10 protein-coding genes are annotated in these 13,944 nt (G+C 51.7%); 1 reads left to right on the top strand and 9 read right to left on the bottom strand.

The features are described 5' to 3' along the window. Positions 1-69 precede the first annotated feature (69 nt). Positions 70-513: a MarR family winged helix-turn-helix transcriptional regulator gene (locus tag LKE13_RS10125; protein WP_227950896.1), complete on the top strand. Its 444-nt coding sequence runs from the start codon at positions 70-72 to the stop codon at positions 511-513. A 132-nt stretch (positions 514-645) separates the two neighbouring features. Here LKE13_RS10125 and ppc read toward each other — a convergent pair whose 3' ends face one another. The 9 genes from ppc to LKE13_RS10080 form a co-directional block, all read right to left on the bottom strand. Beyond that, positions 646-3,414 (bottom strand): phosphoenolpyruvate carboxylase, encoded by a 2,769-nt coding sequence (gene ppc / locus LKE13_RS10120; RefSeq protein WP_227950894.1) that lies wholly within the window; start codon positions 3,412-3,414, stop codon positions 646-648. A 249-nt stretch (positions 3,415-3,663) separates the two neighbouring features. Beyond that, positions 3,664-5,019, bottom strand: coding sequence for an acetyl/propionyl/methylcrotonyl-CoA carboxylase subunit alpha (locus LKE13_RS10115; protein WP_227950892.1), 1,356 nt, complete (start codon positions 5,017-5,019; stop codon positions 3,664-3,666). 79 nt (positions 5,020-5,098) lie between these two features. Continuing rightward, a complete protein-coding gene (locus tag LKE13_RS10110; protein ID WP_227950890.1) occupies positions 5,099-7,042 on the bottom strand; it encodes a TRAP transporter permease in 1,944 nt (647 codons plus the stop codon). Between the two features lie 174 nt (positions 7,043-7,216). Further along, the gene (locus LKE13_RS10105) at positions 7,217-8,197 is read right to left on the bottom strand and encodes a TAXI family TRAP transporter solute-binding subunit (RefSeq protein ID WP_227950888.1); all 981 of its coding nucleotides are present in this window, start codon (positions 8,195-8,197) and stop codon (positions 7,217-7,219) included. Between the two features lie 74 nt (positions 8,198-8,271). Further along, positions 8,272-9,888 carry an acyl-CoA carboxylase subunit beta gene (locus LKE13_RS10100; protein WP_227950886.1) on the bottom strand — a complete coding sequence of 539 codons (1,617 nt, stop codon included), beginning with the start codon at positions 9,886-9,888 and terminating at the stop codon, positions 8,272-8,274. Beyond that, the gene (locus tag LKE13_RS10095; protein WP_227950884.1) at positions 9,870-10,091 is read right to left on the bottom strand and encodes an acetyl-CoA carboxylase biotin carboxyl carrier protein subunit; all 222 of its coding nucleotides are present in this window, start codon (positions 10,089-10,091) and stop codon (positions 9,870-9,872) included. Before LKE13_RS10095 ends, LKE13_RS10100 begins: the two co-directional genes overlap by 19 nt. Positions 10,092-10,115: 24 nt before the next feature. Next, positions 10,116-11,675, bottom strand: coding sequence for an acyl-CoA carboxylase subunit beta (locus tag LKE13_RS10090; RefSeq protein WP_227950882.1), 1,560 nt, complete (start codon positions 11,673-11,675; stop codon positions 10,116-10,118). After that, positions 11,672-12,958, bottom strand: a complete 1,287-nt coding sequence (locus LKE13_RS10085) for a CaiB/BaiF CoA transferase family protein (RefSeq protein WP_227950880.1) — start codon at positions 12,956-12,958, stop codon at positions 11,672-11,674. The genes LKE13_RS10090 and LKE13_RS10085 overlap by 4 nt, the downstream gene beginning before the upstream one ends. Positions 12,959-12,972: 14 nt before the next feature. Continuing rightward, a complete protein-coding gene (locus LKE13_RS10080; RefSeq protein ID WP_227950877.1) occupies positions 12,973-13,671 on the bottom strand; it encodes a GntR family transcriptional regulator in 699 nt (232 codons plus the stop codon). Between the last annotated feature and the right edge of the window lie 273 nt (positions 13,672-13,944).

Genomic DNA, 13,944 nt, shown 5'->3' with positions numbered 1-13,944 from the left:
TCAAGTATACAGGCTATCATTAATATTGTAAATCACCTGCAATTGTTCGCAAAAAGGCGCTTTTTGAAGATGAGTAATCGTAAGGAAAAAATTACCGACAATCTGGCCTATGTCCTTGCTCAGGCCCACCGCAATGTTCACCAAATGCTGGAAAAGCAGCTCCGGCTTGAAGGCATGCAGGTGGAGAACTGGCGCATCCTTGATGTGCTGAGCGATGAGAAAGGCCGATCCATGGGCGACCTGGCAGAAATTGTTCTGATGAACCATCCGGCCCTGACAAAAATGCTGGATAAGATGGTTGCCAATGGCCTCGCTCATCGGACGCTCGATCCAAACGATCAACGAAAAGTCATTGTATTTATTACCAATTCCGGCCTTGAACTGCATCAGAAGCTGAACGCGCATGCCGTCGAGTTCAACAAGAAATTTTCATCGAATATCGGAACGAAGAAGCTGCAGGAGCTTAAAGATTTACTCAACGAAATCATCGATGAAACAACACCGGTGCAATAGCTAGAGAACGGTGTCGAGCCCAGAGTGCATTGCAAGGTCAGGCTGGAGGTGAAAATATCCATCTTCTTCCAGAGACCTCAAATCACTGAAAGTGAGTAGCTCCCCGCCACGCATCAAATTTTTGATTTCACATTACCCACTGTTGCGTAAACCCGCGGCGATGCCATTGATTGCAATATGGATCCCGCGCAACAGTCTGGGATTATCAGCACTGTTTCGGCTTTGCTTTAAAAGCTCTACCTGAATATGGTTTAGCGGATCAAGATAGGCGTATCGGTTATGAATTGATCGATCGAGCAGCGGGTTCTCCTGCAATAGCTGATTGTGATCCGCAATGCTGAGTAGTGCATCAATTGAACTCTGCCATTCGCCGCGGATTCGGCCAAAAATGGCCTCTCTTAGCTCGACATCCGGAACAAGGCTAGCGTATCTTGAGGCAATCGCTATGTCGCTTTTCGCCAATACCATATCCATGTTCGATAGTTGAGTTTGGAAAAATGGCCAGTTTGCATACATATCCCTCAGAGTAGATAGACCCGTCTCAGGGTTTTTCTCAAGCCATAGCTTCACGGACGTTCCGAACCCGTACCAGCCGGGAAGCATCAATCGGCATTGCGCCCAGCTAAACACCCAGGGAATTGCGCGCAAGTCCTCCACCCGACGGGTCTTTTTTCGTGACGCCGGACGTGAGCCAATATTCAGGGTCGAAATTTCATTAATAACTGTCGACGCCCAGAAGTAATCTTCAAAACCCTCCGTTTCATAAACCAGATTTCGATAGGCCTTAAAGGCTTCCTCAGACAATTCATCCATCGTATCAATATAATGGGCGGGAACGGATTTCTGATCTTCCCCTAGGAGCGAGGCCTCAAATGTTGCCGCCGCTAGGCTTTCGAGATTCCGGCGGCCAAGTTCCGGTTTTGAGTATTTGAAGGAAATTGTCTCCCCCTGCTCTGTAATCCTGATCTGCCCCTGTACCGCGCCCTTTGGCTGCGCGAGAATGGCCTCATAGCTCGGCCCACCACCGCGCCCAACTGTCCCCCCCCGGCCATGAAACAAACGCAGCCCAACGCTGTGGCGGCTAAAGAGCTCAATGAGAGCCGTTTCCGCTTTATAGAGTTCCCAACCCGACGTCACAAAGCCACCATCCTTGTTGCTATCGGAATAGCCCAGCATCACTTCCTGAACACCGCCGCGCGCATCTAGCAGCTTCCTGTATTCCGGAATGGAGAGCAACTCATCCATAATTCCTATGCAATTGCGCAAATCTTCAATTGTCTCGAACAAGGGAACAATATTGATCTTGCTCCTCCCTTCGGGAGAGACAAGTCCGACCTGCTTTAAGAGCGTTGCCAGTTCCAGTAAATCGGAGACACTTTGCGTATTTGAAATAATGGCGGTCATAATAGCTTCATCGCCATATTGCTTTTGCGACGCGGCAACCTCCTCCAGAATTTCAATCTCTGAAGCGGTTTCCTCCGAATAAGTCCAAAAAGGCCGTAGCAAAGGTCGTCCTGAACGCAGCTCAGCGATAAGAAGCGCTACCCGCTCCGACTCCGTCAATTCTCCATAATGGATATCCGGATCAACCGCATTTAGCAGCTCGGCAACGGAACGGGCATGCACATCTGAGTTTTGTCGCAAATCAAGCGTTGCCAGATGGAACCCGAAACAGCGAACGGCCCGCCGGAGCTGCTTGAGTCTGCCATCGGCGATTAATTGTGACTCATGCGCCATCAGGGAGGCATGAATGATATCAAGATCCGTCAGATACTCCTCTGCATTTAAATAGGCCGGTGCCGGGCCTAATGGCGCACGTGCGGGGGCAGGCGATCCAAACGCCGTCAAGGTTGCAACAAGTCGCGCATAAATTCCCGATATTGCCCGCCGATACGGCTCCCCCTGTCGATGGGGCGAATGATCAGGCGATTTGTCGGCCAGCGCCAGCAACTCTGGTGACATTTCAACGATATTTGTCGAAATCGACAGTTCGCTCCCTAATTGATGTGTTTCCTCAAGATAAAAATTGAGAGCATGGGCATTCTGCCGCTGAAGCGTCTGACGCAGCACTTCCGCTGTTACGAACGGGTTTCCGTCCCGATCGCCGCCAACCCAACTCCCCATTCGCAAAAATGATGGAATTGAGACATTCTCCGATCCAAGCCCCTGTCGCGCAAGCTCATCTTCCAGATCGGCATAGAATCTCGGAAGTTCAGCAAAGAACGTTTGGTCGTAATAAGAAAGGCCATTTTGTATTTCGTCAGAAATCTGCAATTTTGTCCGCCGCAGGATATCTGTTTGCCAGATCGTCAGAACCTCACGGCGGAGTGCTTTGTCCAGGGCGTCAATTTCCTTCTTGGTCCAATCGACACGCTCCCGCTTTTCCAGCAAATCTGCAATCGCCATTTCCCGTCGCATTGTGCTCTTGCGTCTCACTTCTGACGGATGTGCCGTCAAGACCGGGCTGACTATCGCAGTTTTAAAGAAGTGATCAAGTTGCTCGGCTGTAACATTCTCATTCTTAACTTTCGCCAGCGCATTAGCCATGGTTCCGGGCCGTGGCAGAGAGCCTGTAATATCGTGGAAACGGTTGCGCCTGATATGATGCTGATCTTCCGCGATATTGGCAAGCTGCAGAAAATAGCTATACGCCCGGAGAACCAAAACTGCTTGTTCTATCGACAGTTTATTGAGAATCCCTTCAAGTTCCTCCCTGTCCTCAACCGAATTACCACGCTGGAACTGGATGGAAGATCGCCGAATGGCCTCAACCAAGCCGAAGATCGTCTCGCCTTCTTGTTCAAGAATTGATTCCCCGAGCAACCGCCCCAACAGCCGAATGTCTTCTCGCAACGGTGCATCTTTTTCTGACACATGCTCATCGGCTTTTGTTGTCATCATTCACTCATTTCGCCATTAATGGGAGTCGGGCCACATTTCTAAATACGTCACAAAGTGCATTTCTCTAATAACGCTTTCTGCACCCTAACTCTTAAAATGCACCCAAAGCAATAAGGACCTCAACTTCACAATCTCGCGCTTTTGGGCGAACCGGCAGGCGCAAGTTTCCATTATAAGCCGTCTGATAAGATCAAAGGCTATTAGATCTTGATGCTGTCTCAAGAATAGCGATTACGGCAAGGGCATCTCCTATTTGGAGAGCTTTTCAATATAATTCGTGGTGATGTTAACTTCAGCAAAATCAGGGTCTGACAGAACGTCCAATAGAAACGCAATATTGTTCCCTAGCCCTTCTATCCTTGTTTTGGACAGGGCCTCTCGCATTCGTGCAATGGCGGCCTTCCTATCTACGCCCGAAGTAATAATTTTCGCGATCATCGGATCGTAATAGGGCGTGATGGTATCGCCTTCAACCACCCCTGTGTCGATACGCAAGTCTGCTGTCTCCTCTGGAAATGTAAGCGTGGCGAGCGTTCCGGGGGATGGCATGAATTTCTTCTCCGGCCGCTCCGCATATATCCGGCACTCGAGCGCATGACCGGTCAATGAAATGTCGTTCTGGTTTGCTGACACATACTCCCCAACCGCAGCCTCAATCTGACAACGAACGAGATCAATACCGGTCACCATTTCTGTCACCGCATGTTCCACTTGAATGCGGGTATTCATTTCGAGGAAATAGAAGTCATTCCGGTCGCAGTCATAAATAAATTCTACCGTACCGGCCCCGAGGTAGGCTTGATGCCGAACAAGCGTTAGTGCGGCCGCGCGCATACGCTCCCGTATGCCGTTTGAAAGAGCGGGTGCCGGGGCTTCTTCGATAATTTTCTGGAAGCGCCGCTGGATTGTGCAGTCCCTGTCAAACAGGTGAATGCCTTCACCGTTGCCAAAGCCGAAAATCTGGATTTCCACATGCCGTGCATTGGGAACATATCTTTCCAGAAAAATGGATGGATCGCCAAAAATACGTTCTGCCAGCTTCTGTGTAGTCTCAATCTGCGATGTGAGTTTCTCGGCCGCATTGACCGCCCGCATGCCAATTCCCCCGCCACCTGCGGCTGCCTTGACCAGCAACGGGTAGCCGATCGTCTCTGCGATCTTGGTGGGATCACCGTCATCTCCGGGACGAAAACGGCCACTCCCGGGTAGCACCGGCACATCCAGACTCATCGCGAGTTCGCGCGCACGTTCCTTGTCACCCATCGCATCGATAGTCGCCGGATCAGGCCCAATCCAGATATGTCCAGCATCTTGAACCGCCCGCGCAAAACCTGCGTTCTCAGCAAGCAACCCATAGCCCGGATGTACGGCATTTGCCCCGCTTTTCTGCATTACTTTCAGAATCATCTCGATGTCGAGATAGCTCTCGTTTACTGGCGGCGGACCAATTTCAAAGGCCTCATCCGCCATTTTTACATGCAGAGCTTCCTTGTCCGCCTCCGAATAGACGGCAACGCTTGGTATCCCCATAATCTTACAGGTACGAATAATCCGGCAAGCAATTTCACCGCGATTGGCGATCAGTAATTTATCTACAGAAGGCATGATTTTCTTTTTAATCCGTATTTTTATTATTCAAAGCTTATTTCTTTGTTTAAGACGATGCATCGTCGGCAACAGGTTATTATGTTTGCGCTTTTTCACCAAGCCAAACTGCCCGGCGTTGTCCGACGACCACAATTGCAAGCACGGCGATTGCGGTAACATCCAGCCACCATTCATTCGCAGCGACCAGTGCCCCGGTGATCCCAAGGAATAAGGCAATCGGGAGTGAAATACGCTGACGATAGAACCGTCCACCGCCAATAGCGAGGAGCATTGACGCAACAAAGCCCATGACAACTGACCACAGGATTTCGAGAGTGCCCGCCTCTAACAATACCGCCGGGCGAAAGACGAAGAACAACGGCATCAGGTATTTCATCAACGCAAGTCGAATAGAAACCAAGGAGACAGACCACCAGTCCGTCTTGGCGATAACAGCCGCCGTAAAGACAGCAGTGCAAACAGGCGGTGTGAGGGCGGAAAGCAATGCAGAATAGAATACAACAAAATGGGCAACCAGAGGATCAATGTCCAGGCTGATAAGGGCTGGTGCCGCGACTGCGGCGGCCAAAAGATAGGCCGCGGTAGTGGGCATTCCCATCCCCAAGATCAGCGCGACAATCATTGACAGCAAGACGCCGACAAACAGCTGCCCCCCGCCTATGCTGACAATCATTTCCGAAAGCTTGATACCGGAGCCGGTCAACCCGATGAGTGACAAGGCCACCTGCGCCGTAACCAGCAGGGCGAGGATACCGGTAATCCCAAATGCGGCCGAAATAACCGCTTTTTGTAGGTTCAAAATTCTCTGCTTAAGGTCCTTGCCATGGAATAGCCCTATCAACAGATAAAGCCCGACATTCGTGCAAATTGCATAGAAGGCGGCAAGGGTCGGTGTATTGCCCGAAAACATGCTGGTCAACAAGACCCCGAGAGTGACAACCAAAGGTCCGATACGCCCTATGGCAAGCACTTCCGCACGGGTAGGAAGTTCTGTTTCATCGAACGAGCGCATGTCTTCACGGCGCGCCTCAACATCGATTGACATCCAGACACAGACGTAAAACAACAGGGCCGGAATCGCCGCCGCATAAACAATATCTAGATAAGGCACAGAAAGTAGCTCGGCCATGACAAAGGCCCCAGCCCCCATGATCGGTGGGGTAATCTGGCCACCGGAAGAGGCTGTTGCCTCTACCGCGCCAGCAAAACTCGGTTTATAGCCGAGCCGTTTCATGGCAGGGATGGTAAAGGCCCCTGTACTTGCAACATTTGCGACCGCCGCTCCATTTAACATGCCAAACAGAGCACTGGATACGGTTGCAACTTTCGCCGCTCCGCCCGGAAATCGTCCGGCTGCCAGCAGAGCCATATCCATGAAGGTTTGCGCCGCCCCCGTGGCCATCAGGAACGCTCCGAAAATGATGAAGATCGCAATAAGGTTTGCAGACAGTCCCGTGACGGTTCCCCATATCCCTTCCGTGCCGAGATATAAATGCTCAATCAGATACTGAAAATCAAAGCCCGGGTGGCCCCAGGTACCGGGGATATGCTGGCCCAACATCGTATACAGCAGCATAATGATAGCGAGAATAGGAAGGGCCGGCCCAGTCGTTCGCCAGGCGGCAACGAGTAAAATAATCGTCAGAATGGATCCCAAAATCAGGTCTATCGGCATCACTGCTAGATTAAAGGATTCTGTTATCCTTGTTTCCTGCGTCAGGATGTAAATGGTTGCCACTATGGAGAGAGCTGCAAAGACCATATCGCTGGCCTGCCAGAGATTTTTCCGCGAACCCATATTGCCGTAAAAACGGACAAAACCTAGGAACACAATAGCAAGGCCGAGCCCAGCATGAACTGCGCGCTGTGACAAGGGCGGCAATTGTCCGAAACCGGCAGTATATATCTGGAAAAAGACGAGAGCCATGCATAGTGCCCACATCAATGGCCGATAGAGCCGGGGCATCGCATCCAACGCGTTCTCTTCGTCTTCTTCCTGCAATAATTCTCCCGCGCTCATATCCTTTGATCCCTGCCGAAATTTTGAGCTGAATTTTGGGTGATCACTGCTTACCCAAAGCAAATAATTTAGGGTAAGCGATGCATCTGTCTCCCGTTAGAACGACATTCTTCGAGGCGGGTATGTCCGGCGAGCCTGTCACACGCCGGACATACTTCCTCAAAGAAAAAACGCTTATTTCATTTCTGGTGGAATAAGACGTTCCGGAACCTCAAGACCACGAGAACGGTAGAATTTTACCGCGCCGCTATGCAGAGGAATGGTGATAAGGTTCAAAGAATCCTGCATCACGTCAAGTTTCCCAAAGGACGGAAAAGCCGCGACCTGTGGTCCCGGGTTATCGACGACCCCCTCCAGAATGGCAATGACTTGCTCATCTGTCATACTATCCGCAAGTGCAAACTGGCCGATCACCTGAACGGGTGACGTAAATGCTGGAAAGTCTTCAACTTCATTATCTTTATATTTCTGAAAGTTGATGAACGGAAATTTTTCTTTCACCTTACCAACTTCTTCATCCGTAAAGCCGAGCAATCTGATCGGAGTAAAAGCCATCAATTCTAGCGTCGTACCATCCAAAACGGCCGTTCCACCCGCTTTTACATAGCCATTTGACCGATTGTCTTTAACCGCCGCGACGGCGTCGGCCAAGCTGGCACGATAAAGCTCTGGTTTTACATCAACTGCTTCAAGCATCTGGATGGCAAGCTGCTCTGTGGCAGAACCGCGTTGACCGGGGGTAAACTCCTTACCAGCCAAATCCGAAATTGACTTAATACCGGAGTCCTCCCGCACAACCCATGCCTGCAGGGCCGGCGCATGTACCCATAGACCCCGAAGATTTGGCATGGCGTTACCCTCGAATTTACCAATGCCTTTATAGGCCTGATAAATTGTTGCATAGGTGCCGAGGCCCATGTTGATCTGGCCCTGACCAATGCGTTTCAGGTTATCAACCGCACCGCCAGTCGAGATGACGGTAATATCAACTTTGTCACCTGATTTTTCATTGATGGCTTTCGCCGCTGACGCTGCATAGGTGTAATGCACCGATTTTAGAGCCGTTGTACCGAAAGCTATCCGGTCGGCGGCATTTGCCCCACCTGCAAGCATAAATACGGCACAAGCTGCCGCCAAACTGTTACGAATTTTCATTTTTATTACCTCCCTCTTCTTTATTTTAAGATCGAACCGGCATTCTTTAAGGACCGGCACCGATATGGCACCCGTCAGGGTGAAACGCCCGCCTTCCTTTTTGGACCAAGATTGGCCTTGAGCCGACCTTCCGCAAGCGCGATATACTCACAAAGGATCGGGCGGGTTTCGCTCGGGTCGATTATTTCCTCCACTGCAAATGCTTCTGCTGTCCGGAATGGAGAGGCATAGGCCCTGAGTTCCGCTTCGAGTTCTTTTTCGCGCGCCTTCGGATCGGCTGAATTTGCGATATCACGGCGGAATGCAGCGGCAACGCCCCCTTCCACCGGCAAAGATCCCCACTCACCGCTTGGCCAGCTTAATTTCAAGTCGATATCATTCTTGTTGCAGGTCGCCATACCCGCCATGCCATAGCATTTTCGAATGACGAGAGTGAGCGTCGGCACGGTTAGTTGACCCGCCACATAAACGGCGCGCATACCTTCACGCAATGTCGCCTCCTGCTCCGCCTTCAGGCCCACCATGAAGCCCGGCACATCAACAAGAAAGACCAGCGGTATATGGAATGTGTCGCACAACTCCATAAAACGGATCTGTTTATGGGCAGAGGCCGCATCCATGGCACCAGAATAGAATTTCGGATTATTGGCGACGATGCCAACCGGACGACCGTCCAATCGGGCCAAAGATGTTATGACTGATTTTCCATTCGTTGGCTGAATCTCGAACACTGATCCTTTGTCAACGACCAGATCGATCAGATCGTGCATGCTGTAGGGCTGCGTGCGCTTTTCCGGCACAATATCGCGCAGTGCCGTCTCACACCGATCTACCGGATCGTCGCAAGGAACAACTGGCGGCATCTCCCATACATTCTGCGGCATATAACTTAGGAATCGGCGGATCTGATCAAATGCCTCTTCCTCTGTATCAACGGCATTGTGAATTGTTCCCGCCTTGTCGACCGCGACTGCGGCCCCGCCAAGCTCTTCCTTATCGATGTCGCGTCCCAACGATCTTTTCACAACTGGCGGACCGGCGGCGAAAATCTGGCTCGTCCCCCGAACCATGACCGAAAAGTGGGACAGAATTGCGCGTCCCGCTGGTCCCCCGGCAGCAGTTCCCAACACAGCGGAGACGACAGGCACTTCACCCAGTAGCTGAACCGAGCGTTCAAATCCATGTACACCTGGAAACGCGACATAGCCACGTCGCTTGGCTGAAGTAACCGTTCCCCCGGCCCCGTCAATCAGGTTGACCAGAGGAATTTTATAGTAATGAGCAAGATCTTCAATAAAACCGCCCTGCCCGCCCTTACGACGCGCAGCACCAAAGGTCGTTCCGCCGCGAACAGTGAAGTCCTCACCGCCAATGGCAACAGGACGCCCATTTACTCGCGCCATTCCGGCAACGTAAGGTGCCGGTGTTACCCGAACCAGTTTATTGTTTTCATCATATTCGCCTGAGCCGCCAAGCGTGCCGACCTCACGAAAGCTGTCTGCATCCGTCAATTTGGAAAAACGTTCACGGACAGTCAGCCGCCCATTTGCATGCTGGCGCTCAATCGCTTCCGCTCCCCCCATTTCGAGGGCGGAGACACGCCTAAAGTGGAGCTCCTCATTAATGGGGGTCCCGGCGGTCTCTTCGTCGTCCGCTTTCGCCTTTTCTGAGTTTAGCTCTCGATTGTGCATAGCACCTGATCCTCATCGACGGAATCTTCCGGTTTTACTTTCAGTTCAGACAACGTACCGTCAGCCGGGGCCTCAACCGGGATTTCCATCTTCATAGATTCCAGAATCATAATGATGTCGCCGGTTTTCACCGCATCGCCCACCTTCATTTCCACTTTCCAGACCGAGCCAATTACCTCGGATGAAACATTCGTGATGCTCATTTACGCGTCTCCAATTTGCTGCGTTTAAAATGTCGTCGGCCAGTTGGCCAATTTATGACGGCCGATACCACGACTGCGTCTTAAGTGCTGAATTTTCAATTCTTCAATGAGATATCTGCGGGTATCCTGTGGCGCAATAACACTCTGTGCCGCGAATATCTGCGCGAGACCGAGATAAGTGCTATTCCGCTCCATATCCTCGCGGATGGCTTCTTTTTCTGCGTCACTGGCATTCCGCCCCCAGGTCACGACGTCTGTCGCATATCTCGGGTCCATGAAGCTGACCTCCGCCGTTGGCCAGGCGGCTACGGAATCGGAATTACGCCCACCGCCCATATTGAGATACGCTTGCCCATAGCTCTTACGCATAATCACGGAAAGTTTGGGAACTGTGCACATCTGCAGGGCGGTCATGAAATTGATGATCTTACCCGGTGCTTTCTTTTTCTCGCCTTCGATACCGATCACGAAACCTGGTGTATCGACCAGCATGATAATCGGGATATTGAAACTATCGCACATCACTAGAAAGCGTGTGACCTTCTCGCACCCAGCGACGTCCAGCGCCCCGGCCTTTGCTATCGGATTATTGGCTACAACACCGACAACGCCGCCATCCAGTCGAGCAAGCCCGGTTACCGCTGCTCGTCCGAAGCGTGGCTTGAACTCAAAGAAGCTCTCCTGATCAACAACGCAATTGATAATTTTACGTACGTCGTAGCCGCGCTTCCGGCTGTCCGGCAAAATTTGCGGAATATTCGCCGCCGCCTCATCGCTGCCTGCAGGCACATCCGCGACTGGCGGCGTTTCGCCATTGTGCGAGGGCATGTAGGAAAGGAATTTGCGAATTTCGACGAGCGCTTCCTCATCTGTCTCAACGACGCGATCCACCATCCCGGTTTCCTCACTATGGAGTTTCCAGCCCCCCAGATCTTCAGGGTCAACCGTCTGTCCGATAGCTAGAGAGGCTAGAGCGGGACTGGCGACGGCAAGAACGCCGCCTTTGCGCATAACCGTGAAATCGGCAAGGCAGGAATACCACGCGGAAGAACCAAAACACTGACCGAGAACTGCCGACACCCAAGGTGTTTCGCGCTCCCTTGCGTATTGATGTGGATCGTTGCCGAGCATGGTTCCCATACCTTCCGACCCCATATTATCGGGCATCCGGGCGCCGGAAGATTCTCCCAGGAAGATCAGTGGAAAACCCCGATCCGTTGCGGTACGCTTGATATGTCCGATTTTCTTCATGTTGGTCATGCTGGACGATGCGCCCTTGACCGTAAAATCGTTGGAAACCACACCAACCATGCGATCTTCGATCAATCCAAATCCAGCCACCTTGCCGTCCGCAGGTGTCTTGTCCCGGTCTTCATCAAATACCGTGGAAACCCCGAGCAATCCATTTTCAGAGAAAGTCCCCGGGTCGAGCAAGGCATCGATACGACTTCTGGCATTCATAACACCAGCAGCCTCTCGACGCGCGAGCTTTTCCTTACCGCCCATCTGCCGCGCACGCTCTTCCAACGCACGCAATTGCGTCAGGCGACCGTCAAGGGTTTCTGATTCTTCTAGCTCACTCATTTTGTTACTCCGGCAGGCTGTTTTTGGTTCTTGTTTTTTACGTCGGCAGATTTCTGTTCTGGACCTTTGACGGTTGAATTGCGCTCAAGCTGATTGATTTGATCCACCGAAAGGCCCAGCTCCTCACCCAGCACGTCATAAGTATCTTCACCGCATTGTGCACCGGCCCGCCAAATCTCTCCTGGCGTGCCCGAAAGTTTTGGTACGACCCCGGCCATCGTCACATCGCCTAGCTTTGGATCTTCCACATCAACAAGCATATCCCGTTCTCTAAAATGTGGGTCGACGAAAATATCCTCCATCGTATAGATGCGCGCAGCAGGGACATTTGCGGCCAGCAATTCGTTCTCTATCTCTTCAACCGATTTTGAACGAGTCCATTCTGTAATTATGAGATCACATTCATCCTCATTTTTTGCGCGGGCTACAGCCGTTGCAAATAGCGGGTTTTCACTAAGTTCTGGTTTGCCTATAGCAGTGGCGAGACGCCGGAAAACCGGATCGGACGCAGCCGCAATCACAACAAACCGATTATCGCCTGTTGGATAAATCGAGTTTGGTGTGTTCCCTGGCAGGCGAGAACCGGCGCGTTGAGCAACTTGTCCCAGTTGCTGAAAGGCTGGCACATGAGGTTCCATAAAACTAAAAGCAGACTCATACAGCGCAGAATCAACAACCTGACCAATGCCGGTACGATTTCGCTCCACCAGCGCCATCATCGCCCCGAATGCGCCATAAAGGCCGGTAATATAATCCGTAAGAGATGTCGCCACCCGCGGTGGTGGCCTGTCCGGATCACCGGTAATTTCCCGAAGGCCACTTACCGCTTCGCCAACAACACCATAGCCGCTTCTGCTGCTATAGGGGCCTGTCTGACCGAATCCACTGATCCGAACCAAGACAAGGCCCGCATTTTCCTTAGAAAGGTCTTCATAGCCAAGCCCCCAACGTTCGAGCGTACCGGGGCGAAAATTCTCAACAACGATATCGGCTCCGATACAGAGTTTTCGAACCAGATCGCGGCCCTGTTCCTGCCTCATATTAATTGAGACCAGCCTTTTGTTTCGAAGTATTGAAGCCCCATAAAGTGATTGCCCCTTCCGCCGGGTTCCCATGGAACGCACAGCGTCCCCCTCCGGCTGTTCGACCTTGATGACATCTGCGCCAAAGTCGGCCATGAGGCGCGCGCAGAAAGGCCCGGCAACTGTCGATCCCAGCTCTATGACCCGCACTCCTTTCAAGGGGCCTGCCCCGGTATCTTTTTTGTTTTTACTGGGTGTCATGATCTGGCCTGATGTCAGAGGAGGAAGTCGTTATATTTAAGGAACCACTGACGCGCGCTTCGAATATTGTCTCGCTTTAACTCTTCCGCTCTGTCTGCGTTGCCCGCCTGAATAGCCCGAAGGATTTCCTGATGCTGACGGAAGCCCTCACTCGCCCGTCCGGGCACCAGCATCAAACGGCGCGTCATACTCAGGACGCGATCATAGATATCGTCGAGCAACCCTCTTAATGTGTCGCTGCCCGCCGCTTCGATGCAACCTTGCCGAAATTGGGCGATCGCCGCCATATAGGCGTTAAAATCGTTATCTTCGACGGCCTTTCCGAGATCATCCCCAAATAGATTGATCAGGTCATCCCAATACTCTGGCTCCGTATTCTGTGTCGCCAGCCGGACCATTAATCCTTCCAGCACCTCTCTAACATCAAACAATTCAAGAAAGCTGTCCGCCTCAAGGCGCATGACAACGGCACCTTTATTCGGAATTCGCTCGATAAGCCCGCGCTCTTCCAGTATCCCGAAGGCATCCCGAACCCGGGATCGCGATACGCTGAATTCTTCGGCCAACTCATTCTCTCGGATGCGAGACCCAGGCGGCATTTCATTGGTCACAATGCGTCGACGCAGCTCGTCGACGAGTCTGTCAGTATCAGAACCAGCGGGCTTCGGATTAGACGCGACAGTTGTCAGCTTGGTGACATTTCTTTTTGTCATAAATTTTCGATTTTTCTCGTTTGACTTCCCTGTTAAGCAAACGATATGCATTGCCAATAATATTGTCAACAATATAATATGCAACTATGTCGGCAACAAAGAATTGGGCAGAAACCAGCATCTAGAGACAGGGCCGCGATGTCGCACTAAATGGATTAGGAAGTCGATTTCGAGGAGGTGACACGAGATTCGAGCCAGCCCTAGTAAATGACGAATTCACCTCATCGGAGGCGGCATCCGACAAAATAATCATCGTCCTTCGAGGGGGAAACG

Origin of the sequence: Sneathiella sp. HT1-7 (assembly GCF_020731145.1) — a bacterium.
Classification (GTDB): Bacteria; Pseudomonadota; Alphaproteobacteria; order Sneathiellales; family Sneathiellaceae; genus Sneathiella.
Note: the sequence above shows the minus strand (reverse complement) of the source record. Positions and strands in the feature narration are given on the sequence as shown.

Coding starts and splice junctions, on each gene's coding strand:
- LKE13_RS10115 (WP_227950892.1), bottom strand. CDS start 5,019: ATGCCTTCTGTAGATAAATTACTGATCGCCAATCGCGGTGAAATTGCT.
- ppc (WP_227950894.1), bottom strand. CDS start 3,414: ATGATGACAACAAAAGCCGATGAGCATGTGTCAGAAAAAGATGCACCG.
- LKE13_RS10105 (WP_227950888.1), bottom strand. CDS start 8,197: ATGAAAATTCGTAACAGTTTGGCGGCAGCTTGTGCCGTATTTATGCTT.
- LKE13_RS10090 (WP_227950882.1), bottom strand. CDS start 11,675: ATGAGTGAGCTAGAAGAATCAGAAACCCTTGACGGTCGCCTGACGCAA.
- LKE13_RS10125 (WP_227950896.1), top strand. CDS start 70: ATGAGTAATCGTAAGGAAAAAATTACCGACAATCTGGCCTATGTCCTT.
- LKE13_RS10095 (WP_227950884.1), bottom strand. CDS start 10,091: ATGAGCATCACGAATGTTTCATCCGAGGTAATTGGCTCGGTCTGGAAA.
- LKE13_RS10110 (WP_227950890.1), bottom strand. CDS start 7,042: ATGAGCGCGGGAGAATTATTGCAGGAAGAAGACGAAGAGAACGCGTTG.
- LKE13_RS10080 (WP_227950877.1), bottom strand. CDS start 13,671: ATGACAAAAAGAAATGTCACCAAGCTGACAACTGTCGCGTCTAATCCG.
- LKE13_RS10085 (WP_227950880.1), bottom strand. CDS start 12,958: ATGACACCCAGTAAAAACAAAAAAGATACCGGGGCAGGCCCCTTGAAA.
- LKE13_RS10100 (WP_227950886.1), bottom strand. CDS start 9,888: ATGCACAATCGAGAGCTAAACTCAGAAAAGGCGAAAGCGGACGACGAA.